A 20,268-nucleotide genomic window follows, 5' to 3' on the forward strand; every position below is an offset into this window, starting at 1 on the left:
TGCTCGTCCGATATGTGACGATGTGAGCGAAGCGGCAAAGCAACCAGGCCCGTCGACAGGCCGTCGGACCCCATCCGGGGTGTCTCCCCAAGCGAGCGGCGGGGCCGGGACGATCGACGAGTACCGGCTGGCGACCATCGCGTTGGTGGCGCTGCTCCGCGGCGATGTGCTTGCCGGGCTGCCGCAACCCGTGCTCGCGGTCGGGCTGCAACGGAGGGAAGCCGGGAACACTCTCGACGACCTGGTGTTGCAGGCCGGGCTCGACCACGATTCCGTGCGGGTCGAGTACCAGATCAAGCGCAAGATGTCGCCGCGGGCGTCGGACAAAGCTTTCGTCGATGCCGTACGGCAATGTCTGGAGGCTCTCGAAGCCAACGAAGAGGAGATCGCCGCCCAGCGATTGCGACTGGGTCTCGCGACTACGGCTTCCGGGCCTGTCGACCAGTTGCGAAGGCTGACTGAACTCGCGCGGGATCACGCGACTCTCGTCTCCTTCGAGGCGCTTCTGAAGGCGGGTGCAGTCAGCAAAGAGGTGCGCGACCGCTTCGACAAAGTGGTCGAAGCGGTCGCCGCGGCTCAGCTGAGTCGCGGGAAGTTGCTGACGACGTCCGATTTCCGGCTGCTCACGTTCACCATGCTCAAGGCCATGCACGTCTGGCAGTTCGAGGTCGGCGAAGACGGCCGCGACACGCTCACCGCGGTCAACCGCCTGGCCGACATTCTCCCGGAGGGCCAATCCGCCAACGCCGCCTTCGACCGGATCGCCGACCTCGCCGACAGATGGGGCCCGAACGCCGCCCTGATCGACCCAGCCATGCTCCGGGCCGCATTAGCTCGCCACGGCATCGCCCTGACCGTCGAACCCAAGCAGCGAACTGCCTGGACCAAGCTGAGCGAGGCGACTGAAGCTGAGCTGGAATCGACGTCGTGGGCGATTGCGCAACGGCTGGTGCTGCCGCGCGAGGCGGCGCTGCAGCAGGTCAAGGACGCTATTTCCGCCAACCGGGTGGTGCTGGTAGCCGGCCCGGCTGGGGTCGGCAAGTCGGTTCTCGCCCGCCGGGCGGTGAAAGATGTCGGAATGGCGGCAACGACCGTCGTCGTCGACTTGGCGGGTCATGGCCGCGAATCGCTGGCCGCGCTCAATGCCGAACTCGGAGTTGATCTGGCCGAGGCCTTGCGTGCCGTCGCGACAACCGCCCCGAGAATCCTGATGATCGACGGTGCCGAACACGCGCTCGTCGATTCCGGCCGCCTGCTCAAGGCCGTGCTGCGGGCTGTGCCGCTCGACTCCGAGCGCGCACCCGAGTGGACGGTGGTTCTGACCGCACGGTCCGACGCCGTCGACGCAGTCCGCCAGCACCTCCCCGCCGCACCTGCGGTGATCGAAGTAAAAGATCTCGGAGACCGCGAAGTCGAGGAAATCGTCGAGGCGTTCCCTGAACTGCTCCCGCTCACGCGCAACGCGCGCAGCGAACGTCTTCTCCGCCGGCCCTATCTCGCCGACTTGCTCGTGCGTACTGGAGCAGACCTCACCGACCGGCCGCTCGGCGAGGAAGACGTGATGGACCTCGTCTGGAAGCACGTCGTACGGCAAGAGAGCGAACGCGGCTCCAACCGCGGCACTCCGCATGCCCGCGCCGACGCCTGCCTTCAACTGGCGGAGGACACCGCGCGCGCAGCCGCCGATTCGAGTCTCCGACGCACAGACGGTACGGCCGTCGACGGACTTCTGACGGATGACGTCCTCGTACTGCATCGAACGCGATACCGGTTCGCGCACGACATCCTGCTCGACTACGCACTGGCCATGTGGCTTCTCGACGGCGGCCTGTCAGAGTCGCTGTCGCAAACAAACGGACCGCGGCGGCTGATCCGCAGCGTGCGTCTGGCACTGCAAACACGGCTGAGCGACGAGCCCGACGCGATCAGGTGCTGGAACGAGATCGTGGCGTTCGCCGACACGTTCGCCGGCCATGGTGGCGAACGGTGGAGCGACTTGCCCTACGAAGCAGTACTCGCGATGGGCGATCCGCAGCCGGTGTTGAGCGCACTGGAGCCGGAGTTCCTGGCGAACGACGGTGCCAAGCTTTTCCAGTTGCTGACGGTGGTCTGCCGCTTCGCGACCACGTCCGAACCGGAGCCTGACCAGGTCAATCTCCAATTGGACATGCTGCTGGCGGCCCCGGTGGTCAACCTCCTCGCCGAAATCGGAACCCGCGTTCCTGAGCGAGTGGCAATGGTTGCGGCTGACGTAGTCCGTCGATGGCTGATGGCGACGATACGGACGGGTGCGTCGCTCGAGGACCACCTCGCGAATCCACCGGGCTTGTCACGGGCGGTGGCGGCGTGGTCAGGGTCAGATGCCTACGGTGACCGCATCGCAGCCGTGCTGCCGAGTCTCGCTCTCCTCGGCGGTCATCACACTCCCGAGGCTCAGGCGGTGTTCGACCGCATCCAGGAGCGCAACCGTGAACTGTGGGTCATCGTCGAAGATCCAGAAGTGCCTGCGGCCGCCGCAGCTGCCAACCCCGATCTGCTGCTGCTCCTCGCCGGCCGCTACTACCTCGACCAAAGTCTGACGCTCGACCCCGCCGACACCCCGCCCGCTCTCGTGCGAAAAACCCGGCGGAGCAGCGCTGGATCACTGAGCAGCTTCGCCAAACTCCGCAAAGGCGTTCGAGGCCACGAGCAGGTCTTCCGACGGGCGGACAACGTTGGCCTGGCGGCCCCGCACTACGGTCCGTTCGCCGCGCTCCTCCGCCGCTCGCCCGGCCACGGCCGACGGCTCGTCGGTGCCGTCATCGACGCGGCTTCCACAGCCCGGACCGCGGTCAAGCCCACATTCGACGAGGCCAACCCGACGTTCCGGCTGGAGCTTTCGCTTTCGGGGAATAGCGAGTCGATCGTGCACCATGGGACGGCCACGACCTGGATCTGGTTCCGGCGCACAGGAAATGGCGACTATCCTGCGATGTCGGCGGCGATGGCGCTCGCGGAATGGGCAATCGGCGAAACAGCGACGCAGCCCGCCGGCACCGTGGCCCTTGAGGTACTGCGAACAAGTACCTGTCTCGGCGTGGTTCCAATCGCCCTCGCGCTGCTTGTAGAGCGATTCGAAGAGGTCACCGACGAACTAGACGCGTTTCTCGAACAGCCATTGGTGTGGGAGATGGAACACGCCCGGCATGTCCACGAATCGATGGCGTACCCCTTGAAGGGATTCGAACGTCTGTCGTGGGCAACGAGCCAGGTCGCGCTCGCCCTCGTCACGCGAAGCGACAAAACCGGCCAGACACGTCTGGACACGGTCGGGAGCCGAATGGTTGAGAAGACACGGGAACAACTCGCAGCCGTCCTGGGCGAACAGACAGCCGAGGACCATCCGACACTGCTCATCGCGCGGCGTCGTGCGCTGAGCCTTCAAAGGGATGCCCTTCACGTCTCCCGTTCAGACACGGGCAACGGAATCGTCATCGGACTCGACGTACCGAACGATATCGAGGAAGGCCTCCAACCTGAGGGCAACCGTGCGCTGCTCAACCTCACCGTTGCGTCTTTGACCACACGAGCCACGCAGATCCGAGACGGAAAAAGCGACGAACAACCGGAAGCGCTGTGGACCGAACTGACCGAGACGCTCGCCGCTCTCGACGCCTTCGACGAAAACTACACAGCGGTTAATTCTCCAGACGACGCCCGTGCGGCGGTTGCGGCAGCGATCATCACAGCAGGTGGGACCGAACTGTTGACGACCGCCGTGACGGCGCTCCTCGACCTGGTCGAGTCCCCGCCCAAACCAGGTCCGGACGCACTCCCGACTGACCGATCAAGCGCGTGGCCACTCGGAGCCGACCGGTCGGCCGCCACGGCACTCACCCACGTCCTTGCCACTGACTCGCTGCGCGCGATCGTCGACCTCCCACGCATCAAGGCTGCGATCCGCCACCTCGCCGCGGCGGACTCAGAAGAAGTCCGGCAACGGCTCGTCCGCGGACTCCAGCAAACGCTGGACGAAACGTGTGGCGACCATCCTGATGCCCATGACATAGCAATGGAGACGCTGATCCAGCTGGCCCGGCATTCCGGCATGGGGCCATGGCACAACGACAGACGTGATCGCGTTGTGTTGGCAGAACCGTTGCGCGACGCGCTCGACGACGATGTGCTCAGCCTTGACGAAGCAGCGGATGTCCTGCCCGGCCTTGCTACAGCCTCTCGACTTCCCTGCCGGCACGGCAAGGAAGCCACCGCCCTGATGTCCGTCTTCATTGACCACGATCTGTCAGTGTGGCCGGACCGCTACGCGCGTGAGCATTACGACGGAATCGAACAATGGCGCGACGGGATCGACCGGTATGTCGCTGGACTTGTCGCGGACGGTGACCACAACCTGCTCGACCGCTACCTCAGCCGCTTCGCGCCCGTCGCCGAAGAACTCGCGGGCCTGCTTACCAAGATGGCGGAACTCGCCACAACCGTCAAGCGAGCAGAGATTGTCTTCAGCACTCACTGGCCCGTTGTCTTCGATCACCTCCTGCCAGCCAACCGGAACCTCCGTGAGCAGCCTGACCATCCCCGCACGCACTACGTCCAAAATCTGGATCGCGCGCTCCTGCCGATTCCGGACGCTGAGCGGCCGTGGCCTTACGAACCGCTCTTGGAGATCTTGGCCCGCTGGGTGCAGGCCTTCGAGGACCGCCCACGCTTGGCAGACCATGTGATCGCCGCACTCGGCCGGTACGGCATGCTCCGCCAGCCTGTTGGTCCCGGCATCGTCTTGCGGGTCCTGGGCGACGACGCCGCCCGTATCAGCCGGCAGTCGAAACTGGCATCTACGTGGCTCCACCTCATCCTGCTCGTGGACAAGGCAGCGAGCGAAGGTCACCAACAACGATTGCTCAGCCTTCTCGACCGACTGGCTCAGACAGGAGACAGCACCGCCATCGAAGTCCAACGGCAGCTCGAACTCCAATAACCGCCGGATGCCCGACAAGCCAACTTTCACCCCCGGCCACTCTAAACCTGCGATCGAGACGATGACCGAAACCGACGCGAACAGATCCGAACTGACGCTCCGAGTCGTGCAGCATGAACGGGAGGACTGCCTTGCCGAGCGACCCGTCAGCTTCGACTACGGGTACAACATGTCCTGCCCGGACTGCCCGCAGACCACGCATCTCACCGGCACCGAGTACTTCCGCGAGGACAACGGCGCACATATCGCCTGCACCGCCTGCCACGCGGATATTCACTTCGGTCCTGCCGTACTGGCACTGCGCGACGCCAACGATCCGGTGCTCGCCGGCGAACACCTCGTCCGCGTCGCCTGGTACCACACAAGCACTCATACAGGATGGCCCCAGAGCAGCAGAACGCTGTCGTCCGCGACCGTGGAGTCATTGCAACACACACTGTCGGTGAACATCGAGAAGGCGCGCGCCCAGTACGAAGGCCAAGCCCTTCACCTCGGAACGTACGAGGCGGCAATCGAATCGATGCTGCGCCGCATGAACGACCAGAACGACGGCGGGGCGAACTTCTCCTTGTACCGGGTCGAACTCCGCCGCGACATACTCGTGGAACCGGGATGCCGAGACGAGAACGCAGCAGAAGCCGCCCGCATCAGCCAAGCCGACCTAGGCGAAGCCGACGCGATCCGATACCTCAACGTCCATGAATCGCCCGGGTCCGTCTCGCTCGCGATCAAACCCGCAGCCATCTGTCGGGTCCAACGCGTCGATGTACCGGCAAGGCCCGCCGACGCCGACGTGATTGGCTCAGCGGCGACGGAAATCGCAGGAATCCGCGACGAGATGAGGTTGCTCGAGGCCAGTCGTCCGACTGAACTCAGCCCCCTCGAACGACTGCGACGAACCGCGACTGCTCGACACGGCAGCACATTCAAACGGGACCTGACGCCAGAACAGTCGAAGCTGGCGGCCAAGATCCGCCAACGACTCGAAGACGTGTTCCTGCCATCCGTCTCCGATCCAGTCAGACACAAGTTCACGACCGCGCTCGCAGCCTGGCGCACAGCACAGCCGGGGCCAGTGAGCGACGCCGACCACGTCGCCCGGTTCGCCTCCATGGCAGCGATGCTGACGAAACCCGAGCAAGTCTTTGGTGCGCTGAACGACCAACCAAACTGCTGACGGCCGACACGACATCATACGCGCCTTCCACCTCACGACCGCCGATCAGCAGCGCCGTTGCTGCGGTCGCGGGCGGCCAAGGCGTCGTCGAGCACTACCAGCGGATGCGCGGCGAGATCGAGCAGATGGTCGGCCGGATCAATGGCGAGTTCGCTCGCGTCGGCCACCCGGTCGTGCACTATTTGCACCAATCCGTGAACCGCACCGAGCTGGCCGCCTTCTTCTCCGCGGCCGACGTCATGGTCGTGACGCCACTGTGCGACGGGATGAATCTCGTCTGCAAGGAGTACGTCGCGTGCCGTTCGGATCTCGGCACGGTCCGCGGATCATCCGGCCCCTGGCCCGCACTTGTCCGCATCGGATGCGAAGCTGCGCGCAGCACCGAGTGGGAAGTGCAATACGCCCGCTACAGGTCACTCCCACCACCGAGGTTCCGGAACCGCTGGCCGCGCGGGACGACGAAGACGACTCAGCCGCCATAACGCCGCGCTCACTGCTCGCTCCGCCATAGAGACGTCGCCCGTTCGGCGGCAGCACCAACTGATGCCTGTCCGTAGCCTCGTCTCACCTGCAGTGATGACACCGCTTTGGGGTGGGCGTGGCGCGACGTATCGGCGGTCCGGGAGGTGGCTCAGATCCTGGCACTGGCACTGGCACAGGTCGGCTTGTCGCCGCGGGTGCCGTCGCGCTCGCGCTCGCCGGCGGAACCAGTGGAGTGCTGAGTGGAGGCGGGGCGGCAACGGAGACCGGTGCCACCGCCGACAGCTCACTGAACGCGAAGGATCTCAGCAAACGCACGAACGAAAGCAGGAAATCCGCACGATCCGGCAAAGCTGACGAAGCGTTGAACCGCATGGGCGTGCGGGTGCTGAAGAAGACCTTGAAGCGTGACCTGAAGTGCGTCGCAGCATCCACCGACCAGGTACGCGATTTCTTCCTCCGCACTCCATGCAAGTCACTGGACCGGATACTTCTCGCCGTCGGCGACACCGCAGGGAATTCCGCAGTCATCTCCGTGGCGTGGACCAGTTTCGCGAACCGTGCGGACGCAGACGCCTTCGAAAACCTCGAAGCGGTTCAGGGCAGCGGCGACATCACTCCACTCGCCGGCGCGCTGCTCGGTCTCGCCGGGGTTCACTTCACCGGCCACCACTATCAATCTCACCGCGACGGCACCAAGGTCGTCATCGCTGAAACGGAGACCATAGGAGGCCACGTCGACGACGAAGTTCTCGACGCCCTTGCCGAGGTCGCAGTGTGGCTGCCCAAACCGTAGTCGGCAGGTCTAGCTCTGTGCCCGTAGCTCTCAGTCCGGCGCAGGAGCGCCGGGTCGTCGCGCGCGGCACAAACACCGGCGAGAAGAACCCAGCGTCCCCTTCCGACGCATGTTTGCTCTGCCTCGCGGCCGCACCAATCGCGATGTGCAGCGCACCTCAGGTCGTCGTCCCGACCACCACGACGGGCAGTAACCTGCGCATCGGCAGGCTGGAACGCGTCGGACGGCGCGCTTGTCGTCTGCAGCTCATGAACGGCTCCCCAGTGCGGCAGCCTCAGTCACGACGACGTTCGCGAAGGGCACTGAATCCTTTGCCGCCACAGAGAGCCGCTGGTCAGCGGCGAAGTAGGCGGTTTTCGCACCTTGGCGTTACTGATCGATTACAGTAACGGTTGGGGAGGTCTCGCGCAGATTGCCCCACCGTGGTGGTGACATGTCGCTTGAGGGGTGCGCATCGTGGGTCAACCTGCGTCGAAAGCAGGCAGCTGGCTTGACGGCCTGATGTTCAACATCGGGGACCCGCCGGGTGGCGGAGGCGGGGCTGCTGCAAGCGGCGGTCCGGGTTCGAGCGGGCAGGGGTTCAGCCTCAGCCATGATGAAGCGATGAGCATGCTGAACCTGGCGCGCGGCATCCGCGACGATCTGGCGAAGATGATCCCCAAGGCAGAACGTCTCACGCATCTGAACCCGCCTGCCGAGGACCCTGCAAGCAAGGGCTACAACGCGCTTCTTTCCGGGTCAGGCGCGGGCGCCAGCGCGTTCGGCCACGGTCTCGGTCACATTCAGCGTGAACGCGACTACGTCTCGACGCTGATCGAGCGGCTGGAGAAGGCCCTGCACATCACCCAGAGCGGCGACGACGACGCGGCGGGCGCGGTGCAGAACGCCGCGAACTCGGGCGGAGGACTCGCCTGATGGGCTCGCGCATGCTCGTTCAGTCAGCTGGACTGGTCGTGCTCGCCGCGGTCGCGGCTGGCTGCAGTTCCCCCGGCAATTCCGGGTCCGACCTCCCGACGTCCGCAGGCCCGTCGGCGAGCACCTCCGCCTCGGCAGCCCTGCCGCACAGCGGCGCGCCGAAGGTCGCGAACCCGCTGCCGTCGACGATCCTGGACGGCTCGCCCTGCGACGGCGGCCTCACCGGGGACCAGTTGAACGAGATCATCGGCCGGGCCCCGCAGGGTTCGCCCGACACCAAATCCAGCCTGGGCCCTAGCTGCACGTGGATCAACAGCGTCAAGGGCTCCTACGTCGACGTCGCCTACGACACCAAGAGCGACGACGGGCTCAGCTCGTGGTACGCGAACACCAAGCCCAAGTCGGTGGTGTGGAAGGAATCCGACGTTCTCGGGTTCCCGTCGATCGCGCACGTGACGCAGAGCAGCGACTCTCCCGACGAGTTCTGCCAGGTCACCATCGGGATCAACGACCAGCGGACCGTGGACGTCTCCATCGGCCTCAGCGCGGCGAAAAAAGGAACCGTCGATCCTTGCTACGTGGCGAACGTCGCCGCTCAGCGGGTGATGACGAATCTGAAGCACAAAGCGGGTTCGTGATGTCGATATTCGATGTCCTGGGCGACGCGGCGAAAGCCGTCGGGCACGCCGTCGAAGGCGCCGTCGAGTGGGTCGGAGACCGGGCCGGCGACGTCGGCGGATGGTTCGGCGATCTGTTCGAGGGCAACCTCGGCGAGCAGGCCGTGCCCCAGTCGGAACTGGTCAAGCAGATCATGGCGAGCAAGGGCGCGCCGGACTGGCACGGCGGCGCCGACCAGGCCGCGGAACTGGCCGAGCAGCACGCTCAGGTCAGCGGCCGTGTGCAACAGCTGATGTCGGGCATGGAATCGTCCTGGACCGGCGGCGGCGCGGACGCCGCGCAGGCGCGGATCAAGCCGCTGGCGGACGTGTCGCAGGCCGCGTCGCAGACCTTCACCGCGAACTCGCAGAACGCCAGCGGCCTGGCGCACGGATTCGACCAGCTGAAAACATCCTTGCGGCCGATGCCCGACACTCCGCCGCACCGGACGTTCCTGGACGAAGCACAGTTCTGGCGGACCACCGACACCGAAGCGAAAATCAACCAATACAACGAGATCGCGCAACAGAACCTCGACAAGTACAACACGTACGCGGACACCGCCAAGTCCGCAGGCCAAGACTTGAAAATCGACTACGGGCAACTGCAGGACTTCGGCGACGGCAACGTCGACATCAGCTCGCAGCCCAAGGAGCCGGTGGACCACAGGACAAGCCCGGACACTCCTCACCTGGGCAGCGGCGGCCACCAGCCGCCTGTGACAACTCCGGGCACCAGCGGGCCGCCGCAATCGTTCGCTCCCCCTCCACCGCCGCTGGCTCCTGCGCAGCACCACCCGCCAGCCACCGATGTGGCGGGGCTGCCGCGCTATCAGCCTGGGGGCGTTCCCGGTGACGGGACGACCACAGCCGGATGGACACCGCCGTCATACGAGCGCTCGAACGGGCCGGGCTGGGTGCCTCCCGCGCTGCCGAACACCAGCGCAGGCACCAACAGCGGCAACCCGTCGCCGGGCTTCGTGGCGGGTTTCGGGCCGACTGGCGGATTCGGACCCATAGGCGGCCTGCCTGGCAACGGCCGGAGCACTCTTGACGGGAGCACGGGCGGCAGGGCCGGCGGTTCCGCCGGACCGGGCGCGGGTTCCGGTGCAGCCGAAGAACCGGTCGCCCGCGGAGGCGCGAACTCCGCTGCGGCCAGAGGCGCGGCCGGTGCCAAAGGAACGCCAGGAATGGGCGGCATGGCCGGCGGCGGCAAAGGCGGGAAAGGCGAGGAAGACAAGGAACACCAGCGCAAGTACGGGCTGGACGACGATTCCGCGTTCGACCTCACCGACGACGAGGACGGCCGGCTGCGCGACCCACGCACCGGCCTGCCGCCAACCCCGCCCACCATCGGAGGCTGACCCGCGCCGATGACGATCATCGACAGACCGGTCCGGATGCCGCGACCGGCGTTCTTCGCCGCCTGGAACTACACCGGCCTGACCACCCTCCCCGTCGTGGTGAACCCCGAACACGCCTACATGACCACGGAATTCGCCGCCGAACGAGAGCGGCGAGCGATGAACCGGTTCGCCGCCCTCCGACTGGCCGCCCCGGACGGACGACTGACCCCGCAGTTCCGGGCCACCCTGGAACTGCTCGCCGCACCCGCCCGCGAGTGCTACTCCTGGACCGCCTTCACCCACCGCCCGCACGACGACGGCGCGTTCTTCCTCGCCGCCGCCGGACGCGACGCCGTCCGGCTGATCACCGACCACCAGTCGATCCAGCTCGACCCGATCCCGCCCCGCAACCTCGCCACCGCACTGATCGAGGCCCTGCCAGAACACCCACCGGCCCGGCTAGCAACCCTGCGGATCCCCACGACCTACCTCGAGGACACCGACGTCGACCCGCTCTCGGAAATGTCCGGCCACGCCGACGACCTGCGCCACCTCCTGCGAGCCGAACGCACCGCCGTGCACAAACTCCACGCCGCAGTCGGACACGGCACCGACCGCGTCCACAGCACAGCCCTGACCGTCTACGACCTCACCCGCACCGGCCGCGTGCTCGCCTTCACCAGCGACGCCCCAGACGGCGAGCTGGAAGCCACCGTATGCAGCGGCAACCGCACCAACCTCGTCGACGCGCTCAACCTCACCCTTGACGGACTCACCTGACACCGTCGATCCACGGCAGTCTCCGTAGACGCAGGCCGGTGCGACTACCCAGGACAGACGGCGATCCTGCCGCAGAAACCGCGATCGCCTCTCCGCGCTCAGCACTGGCTCCACGGATACAGAGCACTGAACTGGTCGAACGCGTCGTTCACATCCTCATCCCGAGCCAGATCGTCCACGGCGATCGACGCTCCCGAGAGCACGTCCTCAGCAGCGAGCACACCGACAACAGCCTGCAGCACTACCGCGGCATACCGACCCGGCGGCACATCAGGCGCCAATAGCACCCGAAACTCACGAGGTCCCACACGCGAAAACTGCCCGTCATCAACTGGTGACACCAACTCACGGCATGACCGGACTGAGTCACTGTCCATTCTCCGCCCGAGCGTGTTGCTGACGGGCAGGCTCGCATTCGAGTCCACAGCATTGGCCAAGATCGAGAACAAGGTTCGCTGAGGATCGCACCCGACTCCCGATTTGCCCGGTGTTGTCGGAACCCTGCTGATCGGCCCCGACGGGTGGCCCCGCCAACGTGCCCGTCTTCCCCGCGCGAGCGGGGTGATCCGTCCCGCGGCCGCAACGCGTCGCACGATCACGTGTCGTCCCCCGCAGCCACAGTGCTGATCACCATCGCCTCCGCTGAACACGCCGAGCGCGACCGAGCAACCCGTGATCTCCGTCCTAAACCACCCGACGGGACAGCCGGCACGACTCGGCTTAATAGAACACGTCCATGGGCTGCACGCGCCGCGCCTGCTGTGAACGGAGCCGCCAGTCTCTGGCGAGTTCGACATCGCCACCCGTCGCGACCAGCCGTCATCACCGCCGCTGGTCCTAGCAGGATCACCACAGGTCTCTGGGTCAACGTCGCTTCAGAGCCCTCGCCACCGACAAGAGCCGACAGCAGAATCGGGCTGGCGACGGGGCGACCACTCGATGCTCGGCCTGGTCGAGATGTAGCCACATCCCGTTACAGGTGTACGCGGGCACGCCACCGCGGGGAAGCTGTCCACCCAGCCCTGTACCCTGCAGCACCGGCTGCGCGACCCGCTGTGGCACCCATCTGTCCCCGCCACGGCATCACCCTCGCTTGGCCCGACACCATCCACCGCATCCTCCACTCGACCGAACAGGACCCCGAGCAACGACTCGGCGGCCCCACCATCAGGTTTGACGGTGAAAGTTCATGCGTGATGCATCGGGTTTTCGTCTCCTTACGCCGGTGTCGCCGAGGTACGGGCAGCGCCCGGAAGCAAAACGCTCTCCGCTGCTTCCTTCCTCTTGATCGACGTCAACTCTGGCGGCCTGTCCCATGACGCCGGTTTGGAGAAGTCGAGGACACCCCCCTCGTGACGGGAGCGGTGGACGCCCACGTATCCGCCCGCGAACTCAGCTTCATCAAAGCGAATCGTGCCGCACGCGAACACGCAGTCACCGAACGCCAGGTTCCCATCCAGAAACTTGGCTCCCCGAAAACTCACCTCGGCCCCGGTGAACTCCGAGCAACCGAAGCCGACGTTCGCCCCGGACACCTCCGTGCCGTGAAAGCTCAACCGCCCCTCGCGCACGTTCATGTCATCGAGATTGACGAATCCCGCCGACAACCTCGAATAGTCAAACGAGAGCTGACCTCCACACAGATCCGTCTCATTGAAATGCAGGACTGACCCCTCCAACTTCACACAGCCCAAGCGGATCTCGCCGCCGGATACGACCGCGCGACTGAAGTCGACAACCCCGCCGGACAAGACAGCACCATCGAAATCCACCAACCCGCTCGCGAACACCGCGCCCTCAAAAGAAATCGTCCCCGCGGAAACCGTGATCGAATGGAAGTCCGCGCCATCGATCACCGCGCCGGTGAAATCGAAATCGCAGCCCTGCCACGACACGAGCGCATCGTCGCGCAGCCGCTCGGCCACCACCCGAAGCACAGTCCCGCGGACCTGCCGCTCCCCACGCCATGCCCGCAACTCCGACGGATCCCCAGGCGGTTCGGGGTCGAAGTACATCCGCATATACCCGCACAACACGTTGACGCAGGTTTGACGACGCTCCGCCCACTCATCAGCGAGGTCAGCCATCGCGTGAACACCGGCGAGCCGCACCGTGGCCGCCGCGTTCCCCAACTGCTCAGCCGCCTTTACATACCGTTCGGTGAACAGCTTCAGCTCGTCCCGCCGGCTCGCTGCAGCCTCCCGACGCTCCGCTGCCTCCCCCACACACTGCTTCCGATACGCCACAACCAGCACGACCACGCCCCCGACGCCGCCGGTCAACGTCACCGCGATCTTCACCAAGTCCAGGCCCTGCCGCTGCAACACACCGCCAACGCCAGCGGAACTGGCAACACCCAGAAACCACCACACCAACGCCGCCATCGTGATGAAGACAAACAGCCCCAACACCAGCCACCTGCCGATATGCCATCCCAACGAGGCACGCAACGGACGCACCTGCAGGCCCGATTTGCCGCCTTCCTCTCCGTCATCGTCGTGCTCACGCGAGCAGCCCCGCGTCGAAGAACCCAGACCCCCGACAACCATGTCCGCACCCCTGCTCATCGGCATGCGCCAGCACAGCGCCGTAACAGAGTAAGCCAACGAAACCTCTCAAAGACTCCGGGAAAGCGACTGCGCGGGCGGAGTAGCCGCGACGCGGCGAGAACTCGGCTCGCTCCAAACTGTGCACGAATGACCCGACGACGAACCGCTCGCGCTCAGCCGCCCCTTCAGGGTAGTCACCTGCGACAAGCCGTGTGAACTCCCAATGACAGTGCCTGGCGCGACTGCGCCCTGGCCCCGTTCGATCGATTTCGCAACCAGGCGGGGCGGCAGAACGCAAGATCGATCGATTCCGCTTCTACTTGATGTGTCGCTGGCAGTTGAATCAGTGAATGCGATTCAATTCACCGCGAGCTTGAGAGGTGTTACGGATCAGTTCGAGACGTGACCCGAATATCACAAACACTGGCTCGTCCGAATGAAAGCCTTCAGAGGCGGTTCGAAGTACTCCGCTGCACGGTTTCCAGTTCGGCGAGAATCGTGTCCAACGAGTCCGGCACAATCCGGATGAACTCTGGCCGCATTATAATTAAGCAGGCCAATCGAAATAACACTGTCGCAGAGCATCCGATGACCATCGCCAAGACAAACGGTAAGCGAGCAGACAAAGTTTGAGTTGTGGCATGATACGAGACTTCCGAAATAGCCCGGAAATTTCCGGACCTTTAGCGAACCCTGGACGGTTTGGTCCTGTTGCCCGGCAATTCGAGCATCACAATATGACGCTCGACCACGCCACCTTTGACTTGAATGGTCGCGTGGGAGACAAGCTCGCTCAAATGCGGCGACGGCGACTTGTCCTTAGGCGCCTTCAAACGAAGCACGACCAGGAACCCGATCCGCACGTCAGATGCTTGGTAGCTAACTGTTTGCTGAATGTAGGCAGCCTTCTTGACCACCGGGACAGCTGTCTCGTCAGCTTTCAGTTCCAGGTAGAGGTGGAAACCGGAAAAAGCAATCTGAATGTCCACGCGTCCGGCACCGACCTCTTGAACTTCCACGTTTGCGGCGCTGCTGAATTGCCCTTGGGATAGCCAGTCGTACAGATCCGCGTGAAGGTCATGCTCGTCGGCATCCGCTTTGAACAGATAGTCCTTGCTGGATTCTTGCGTATTCAAGCGGCGTGAGATGAACTTGATCAGCTGATCGAGGACGCGAGTAACGGCTGGGACAACATCCTCGACGAAGTCTTCGCAGGATGCGAATTTGGCCAGAATGCGCTTCCGAACAGCAGTGACCGCCAGGTCCGGGTCAGTGTCTGCCGCAGCTTGGCGATCGGCGATGTCGGCGGCCAGTCGCTCAAGATCGCTTGCGCTGGCGCTCGTCAGGATTTCGTTGAGGGCCGGGCTCGCCGCGACGAGTTCTGCCAGGAGAGAAGGAAGGGGCGTAGGCCGCCCAGGGGCTTTTCCCGGCGGCTCCACACCGCCGAGGATGCTCGATCGTGCGGCGGCCAGCACGGTTTGCGCGGTGTCCAGCCGTGACCGGAGATCCGCGGCATCGTCGCGGCTTGCCGCGACCCGGCGGTGGAGGGAGTCGGCGTGGTCCTGGAGGTGTCTGAGGAGCCCAGCCCGCGCGGCGAACCCGCCCGCTACGGCAGGACGGACGATATCGAGGATGCGCTCTACACCGTGGTCAGTACGCGTGACGTCGTACGACCGGGCCGCCGAGTAGATCGCCAGGATGTCGTCCAGCACTATCGCCACGTCGTAGAGGCTGTCGCGATCCAGTTGGTCTCGAAGCCAGGCGAGGTCGCTGGCGAACCGTTGCCAGGCCTGGAGGACAGCGAGTTTCCGGTCACCGCTCCAGTGGCTGAGCCCGTAGGTGTCGATCACGAACTCCTGGGCGCGGTTTGCCATAGCCTCGGCTGCGGCGAGCGAAGCGTCCCACGTTGCTGCGTCCTGTGGCGAGCCGGTTTAATCGAGAGACACCAGCAGCCTGTGGACGAGGCGCAGCGCGGACCGCAACAGTTCCGCGTCCTGGCGGTCGTCTGCCGAGGTCACGAACTCAAGGGCCTCTAAGGCTGCGCCGAACCGGTCGATGACTTCGTCCGCCGTGGTGGCCCGCAGCGCGCGAGCGATCTCGACATTCGCTCTTGTCCACATGGCATCTGATGCGATGTCCAGGCGGTACTCGTCGTTGCGAGCAAGGACCGTCGTTTCGGGAGGCCTCGCATAGACCGGCGCAGACTCCCCTGTGAGGATGGCGATGACATCTGCGGTCTCGTCGTCGACCTTCCAGTGGTCGAATGCCAGCCCGACGGTTCGCACGACCGCTTGGGCGTACCGGCGGGGTTGTGGCTCGACGACGTCTTCGAGCACGCCGAGCAACTTGTTCTTCGATGCGTGGCCCTGCACTGCCAGCCGCGCGACCGCCTCCAGCGCCACCGCATGCCGGTTGACCATCGCATCCGCTGGTGCGTCGCCGTCAACGCGAGGCGGAACCGCGAGCGCGAGACACTCGGCGGCGACCCGATGACCGACCATGCCGGTCAGCGCGGGGTTTGCGCAGATCACGTCGAGGTTGTGCGTGAATTGAAGGGGATCAGTCGATGCCAGGATCGCCTCGACGAGAGCCGTCGCGGCTGGCCGGATGGCCTCGATATCGGCTGCGTCCGCGGCGTTGCCGACACCACGGACGAGCAATGAGACGGCAACGGTCAGAAGGGGTTGATCGACGAGGGACGGTGCCAGCGCAGCAAGCGCTGGCCAACCCCCGACGCGGTCGACGAGGTCTTCCGGAGGCGGTCCGCCATCGAGGTTCCGACGGAGTTCGGCGCTGATCGCGTCCACGTCGAGTGTGCCTGCCATCGCACCTCCTCCTGCGTACCTCGTGGAAACCTACCGGTGAAGCTCTGCGACCGCCCGCTCATCGCGAGCGTCACCACACAAAGTCAGTACCGGTGGCCACCAGCAGCTTCCCCGGGGGGAGCAGGCTTTTGAGCACCGAGATATGAGTGGTGGCCACGAAGACTTGCAAGTCGGTTTCGCCGGCCACCGCGTTGATCGCCGCCAGCATCTTCCGCAAGTCGGCCTCCGGGATCTCTTCGGCTGCGGGCGAGTCGACGAACAGCAGACCGGGATGCCGTCCGACTCCGTCACGACGGCCGAGCTGGACGAGCGCGATTACGGCGGCGAGCTTGATGCGCAACTTTTCGCCGTTGGTCAGGGAACTGTAGCCGACGACCGCACCGCCCTTGTGCACGTCCATGTTGCCGTTGCCTTTGAGCTTCACCTCGGTAATGTTCGTCGAACCGAACCTGCGTGCGAGTTGCGCGATCGCTGCAGAGACCGACTTCAACAGCGGCTCTTGGTCTTGCTGCACCCAACTCTTCGTCAACTTCGACGCAGTGTTAAGGATGTGGAATCTGTCGTCGGCCTCGGACGACGACAGATACTGGGGTGTCGACGCCGCCCTCAGAGCTTCCACGGTCCCCTGGGCGCGGGCCAGCTCCAACTGGGCCGCGAGTCGCTTCCGAGCCGAGTCCAGGTCGCGGCGGCCCTGTTGCGCGGCTGACTCCGCTTGCAGCCTTGCTTGGTCAGCTCGCTGGAATTCGGACTCGAGCTGTACCACAACCGCGTCGGCCTCCGCGCACGCTTCCCGCAACGCCACCAGGGAGTCGACGCCTTCATCTTCATCCTCGACCGCGGCTTCGTTCCCGTCGATTGCCAAGTCGAGTTCGCTGGCGCACAGGGAACAAGCGTGCTCTGTCGTTTCGGCCTCATATCGTTCGGCCGCCACGGTTGTGGAGCATCTTGGGCACACCGTCGGGGACATCCCGTTGAAGAATCGACGAGCCACCGCGTCTTCGGCAACGGCTTGCCGACGCAGTTCTTCGGCGCGAAGGTGCGCCCGCGCTTCAGCAGCTGAGGTACGAGCTGTCATCATCTGCAACGAAAGGTCGTGGGCCTCACGCGCCAGATCAGAGGCTGTCGCAGCCAGCGCGAACAACCCGCTCATGTCCGGATCCGATGAGCCGAGTTCCTCGATCGCGGTCCGCGCCGCCGCTTCTGCGCTCTCGGCCTGCTCCAACGTGAATGCCGTCGAGGACGCGGCGGATTCTCGCTTAGCCGCGACGTCTTTACGTTCGAACTGCAACGCGTTCAGAGCGGTCGCAACCTGTGCATCGACCGCCGCCCAGCTCGTCCCGACGAACATCTGCAAGATCCGGGTTTTCAGCGTGTTCTCGTTGCCGATGATCGGGTTGAGCTTGTCTGCTTGAACGGCCAAGGCACCTGCATACGATGGCCACGCGTGTTCAGTCTCCACGCCGTTGGAGAACACTGAGATCACGTCGAGCCGCAACCGGTCGAGCATGACCGATCCCATCACGGACTCGAACTCAGCGTGGCCGACAAACCTTCCCAGGACTGCGCGACCCGAGGGCACCTGCTGTTCGACAGTCCCGGACGGCACCCCGCCCTCCACGTCAAACTCGACGAACACCGGTACCCCGTCGATGCTGAATTCGGCGAAAAGATGCCCTACCCATGACTGCACATCGGGTTGCAGGTGACTGCGTCCTGTCATCGCCCACATGATCAAATGCAGCACGGACGATTTGCCGCGGAGGTTCGCCTCGCTCCCGACGCCGTTGACACCTGCGCCGGGCTCCCACTCCAGCTCGATCGGCGCGACGATGAGCCGCGTGTCCGGTATGTCCTGCCCGGGATCGTCCGAGTATGCCTTCGTTCCGGTCACGCGCAGACGACGGACGCGGAGCTGGACCGGCACTCCTCTCGACGCTGTCGACGAGACGCCCGCGTCCTGAAGGACAGCCTCGATGCGACGCGGATCGACCGGGATGCCTCGCTTTTCCAGGTCGCTCTTGACAGCCTCGCCGAGCTTGCTCATGCATCTCCTTGGAGCGCAGCCGGGACCGACGGAGCCGGGTGCGCCGCTTTCACGGCCCGCAGGCGCTCCCGTACGTTGGCATGGATCGGCCCGATGCTGGCTCCCAGCTTCGTGCTCGCGTACTCCGTCTGCTGGTACTGGCGTCGTTTCAAAGTGCTTCCGTTGTCCTCTCCAGCGACGAGCGAGACCAGTTGCACCTGCTCGGAGTACCAGGACAGCGTCGGGTCCGCGGCCAGTTCGGTCGCCGCGGTTCTGCCTGGCTCAGTAAGGAAGAATTGGCTCCGTGTGGTCTTCTTGACCCCGCCGACTCGACGGACGAAGGCCAGTCCGTACGTGCTGAGCACCGCGAACGCGTCGTCGATCGCCTCGTACGCACCGTGATGCCATTTCGGCATCGGATACCAATGGAGATCGGGCTCCGGGTTGTCAAGAAGATGTTCCACGACGTCCAGGTACTGCTCAGGCAAGTCGCCAGCTTCCACCTTGGTCAGGATCTCGCCACTCAAATAGTCTGGATTGCGCAGCCAGAAATCCAGCGCCTGCAGTCTCAGTTCAGCCCGCAAGGCTGCCACCGCGCCAGCCGGGTCGTTCGGCTTCGTCGGCTCCCCGCAAGCATCGAGGATCACCAGAACGCGAATCGCGTGCTGCATCACGCTGGGCATCGGACGGACTCCCGACTCGCCGTCCTCGGATTGCATCTTCAAGTTCTCGGCACCCCTCTTCACCAGAACAGGTCAACCGTACTGGCCAAAAGGCACCGCTGGGGCAAAAGGGGGAATCCTTGAGCAGTTCGCTTCCGAAAAGCAACGCGAGCCCCTGATTGCGGGTGGTGATGCACCTCCAAAGCAGGCTTCTCGAAACTCATCAACGGTAGCTACCCGCACCGGTCCGTCAACTGATTAGGCGCAGTCATACCGCCGATTAGGCGACATTGCGGGCGCGTCCGGCGGAGTCGCCATAGGCCTGACGGGCGACACTGCGTTTCGGGCCCTGGGGTACGGGGGTTGTTTCCTCGCCCAACCAACGCCTGCACGAAGTTTGCGCAGCGGACACGAACTGGCTGAACACACCCCCGCGAGATCGGCTCCGGTCTCGGCTGACAGATTCCCGCAACGATCGATCGGCCGGTGAATATCGGCACATCGGCTTCCTAACGGGAGATGACATTGGCCCCTCCAAGCGGCCTGATCGCCGCCACCGGCGAAGGGGCACGACGCGCGCATTTGTGCGTGCCAGCCACCCCACCCTGTCAGCCCCACCCCGCTCGGCGAGCGCCTCCCAGCAGCCTGTTCGACGTAGTGAATCCACATCCGCTGCTCCGCCGTCAGCATGTCCTCGTCGGGTGTGCCGTAGACTGCGGACCTCGCCTGAAATGCTTCGGCACCCAGCGGACCGGGCCGACAAACAACGGCAGCAAGCCCGATGCGCTCAGCACCACTACAACGTCGGCCCCGCACGGGCTCGGCACGCGCCCGACGCAACACTGGGAAAGCCCCCGACGTCCTCGGCGACCGCGACGTCCCAGGGTCCTGGGCGACGCGAGCCGCCGGGGACCCGCTCTCGCAGCCGATGTCACGCTCGAACGTCCGCTCAACCTGTTCGCCGTCCCGGCCGTCGGAGACGAAGCCGGACAGGTGCGGCTTGGTTCCGGATCGGCAAACCCATTGGCCTTCGGCCGCAGGCCCTACGGGTGTCGGCTGCCGGCCGCCGTGTCGTTCTCGCACA

General features: G+C 64.9%; 13 protein-coding genes and 1 pseudogene. 8 read left to right on the forward strand and 6 right to left on the reverse strand.

The window, feature by feature from the left end; all coding sequences use genetic code 11:
• Positions 1-79: 79 nt before the first annotated feature.
• From ACZ7SW_RS30425 to ACZ7SW_RS30460, 8 genes and pseudogenes are all read left to right on the forward strand, one after another.
• A complete protein-coding gene (locus tag ACZ7SW_RS30425) occupies positions 80-4,975 on the forward strand; it encodes a hypothetical protein (protein WP_470233789.1) in 4,896 nt (1,631 codons plus the stop codon).
• Between the two features lie 61 nt (positions 4,976-5,036).
• A complete protein-coding gene (locus ACZ7SW_RS30430; protein ID WP_470233790.1) occupies positions 5,037-6,152 on the forward strand; it encodes a hypothetical protein in 1,116 nt (371 codons plus the stop codon).
• Positions 6,153-6,238: 86 nt separating this feature from the next.
• Positions 6,239-6,466 (forward strand): annotated as a pseudogene (locus tag ACZ7SW_RS30435) (trehalose-6-phosphate synthase); the annotation flags it as partial.
• Positions 6,467-6,867: 401 nt separating this feature from the next.
• Positions 6,868-7,428, forward strand: a complete 561-nt coding sequence (locus ACZ7SW_RS30440) for a hypothetical protein (RefSeq protein WP_470233791.1) — start codon at positions 6,868-6,870, stop codon at positions 7,426-7,428.
• A gap of 603 nt (positions 7,429-8,031) precedes the next feature.
• Positions 8,032-8,343 carry a hypothetical protein gene (locus ACZ7SW_RS30445; protein ID WP_470233792.1) on the forward strand — a complete coding sequence of 104 codons (312 nt, stop codon included), beginning with the start codon at positions 8,032-8,034 and terminating at the stop codon, positions 8,341-8,343.
• Positions 8,343-8,981 (forward strand): DUF3558 domain-containing protein, encoded by a 639-nt coding sequence (locus ACZ7SW_RS30450; protein ID WP_470233793.1) that lies wholly within the window; start codon positions 8,343-8,345, stop codon positions 8,979-8,981. The genes ACZ7SW_RS30445 and ACZ7SW_RS30450 overlap by 1 nt, the downstream gene beginning before the upstream one ends.
• On the forward strand, positions 8,981-10,363 hold the full coding sequence (locus ACZ7SW_RS30455; RefSeq protein ID WP_470233794.1) for a hypothetical protein: 1,383 nt from the start codon (positions 8,981-8,983) through the stop codon (positions 10,361-10,363). The genes ACZ7SW_RS30450 and ACZ7SW_RS30455 overlap by 1 nt, the downstream gene beginning before the upstream one ends.
• Before the next feature lie 9 nt (positions 10,364-10,372).
• The gene (locus ACZ7SW_RS30460) at positions 10,373-11,125 is read left to right on the forward strand and encodes an ESX secretion-associated protein EspG (protein WP_470233795.1); all 753 of its coding nucleotides are present in this window, start codon (positions 10,373-10,375) and stop codon (positions 11,123-11,125) included.
• Positions 11,126-11,223: 98 nt separating this feature from the next.
• Here ACZ7SW_RS30460 and ACZ7SW_RS30465 read toward each other — a convergent pair whose 3' ends face one another.
• The 6 genes from ACZ7SW_RS30465 to ACZ7SW_RS30490 form a co-directional block, all read right to left on the reverse strand.
• Complete coding sequence (locus ACZ7SW_RS30465) at positions 11,224-11,367, reverse strand: hypothetical protein (RefSeq protein ID WP_470233796.1); 144 nt, start codon at positions 11,365-11,367, stop codon at positions 11,224-11,226.
• A 975-nt stretch (positions 11,368-12,342) separates the two neighbouring features.
• Positions 12,343-13,674 carry a pentapeptide repeat-containing protein gene (locus ACZ7SW_RS30470; RefSeq protein WP_470233797.1) on the reverse strand — a complete coding sequence of 444 codons (1,332 nt, stop codon included), beginning with the start codon at positions 13,672-13,674 and terminating at the stop codon, positions 12,343-12,345.
• A gap of 683 nt (positions 13,675-14,357) precedes the next feature.
• Positions 14,358-15,524, reverse strand: a complete 1,167-nt coding sequence (locus tag ACZ7SW_RS30475; RefSeq protein WP_470233798.1) for a hypothetical protein — start codon at positions 15,522-15,524, stop codon at positions 14,358-14,360.
• An 81-nt stretch (positions 15,525-15,605) separates the two neighbouring features.
• Entirely contained in the window at positions 15,606-16,499 is an 894-nt protein-coding gene (locus tag ACZ7SW_RS30480) for a hypothetical protein (protein ID WP_470233799.1), read from the reverse strand.
• A 70-nt stretch (positions 16,500-16,569) separates the two neighbouring features.
• Positions 16,570-18,543: a hypothetical protein gene (locus tag ACZ7SW_RS30485; RefSeq protein ID WP_470233800.1), complete on the reverse strand. Its 1,974-nt coding sequence runs from the start codon at positions 18,541-18,543 to the stop codon at positions 16,570-16,572.
• A complete protein-coding gene (locus ACZ7SW_RS30490) occupies positions 18,540-19,205 on the reverse strand; it encodes a hypothetical protein (protein WP_470233801.1) in 666 nt (221 codons plus the stop codon). Before ACZ7SW_RS30490 ends, ACZ7SW_RS30485 begins: the two co-directional genes overlap by 4 nt.
• Between the last annotated feature and the right edge of the window lie 1,063 nt (positions 19,206-20,268).

The organism is Amycolatopsis sp. NPDC114484 (assembly GCF_055633755.1).

Bases quoted from the DNA above. Each gene is read 5' to 3' on its own strand.
- ACZ7SW_RS30430 (WP_470233790.1), top strand. From the start codon at position 5,037: ATGACCGAAACCGACGCGAACAGATCCGAACTGACGCTCCGAGTCGTG.
- ACZ7SW_RS30445 (WP_470233792.1), top strand. From the start codon at position 8,032: ATGAGCATGCTGAACCTGGCGCGCGGCATCCGCGACGATCTGGCGAAG.
- ACZ7SW_RS30450 (WP_470233793.1), top strand. From the start codon at position 8,343: ATGGGCTCGCGCATGCTCGTTCAGTCAGCTGGACTGGTCGTGCTCGCC.
- ACZ7SW_RS30455 (WP_470233794.1), top strand. From the start codon at position 8,981: ATGTCGATATTCGATGTCCTGGGCGACGCGGCGAAAGCCGTCGGGCAC.
- ACZ7SW_RS30460 (WP_470233795.1), top strand. From the start codon at position 10,373: ATGACGATCATCGACAGACCGGTCCGGATGCCGCGACCGGCGTTCTTC.
- ACZ7SW_RS30470 (WP_470233797.1), bottom strand. From the start codon at position 13,674: ATGGTTGTCGGGGGTCTGGGTTCTTCGACGCGGGGCTGCTCGCGTGAG.
- ACZ7SW_RS30480 (WP_470233799.1), bottom strand. From the start codon at position 16,499: ATGGCAGGCACACTCGACGTGGACGCGATCAGCGCCGAACTCCGTCGG.
- ACZ7SW_RS30485 (WP_470233800.1), bottom strand. From the start codon at position 18,543: ATGAGCAAGCTCGGCGAGGCTGTCAAGAGCGACCTGGAAAAGCGAGGC.
- ACZ7SW_RS30490 (WP_470233801.1), bottom strand. From the start codon at position 19,205: ATGCCCAGCGTGATGCAGCACGCGATTCGCGTTCTGGTGATCCTCGAT.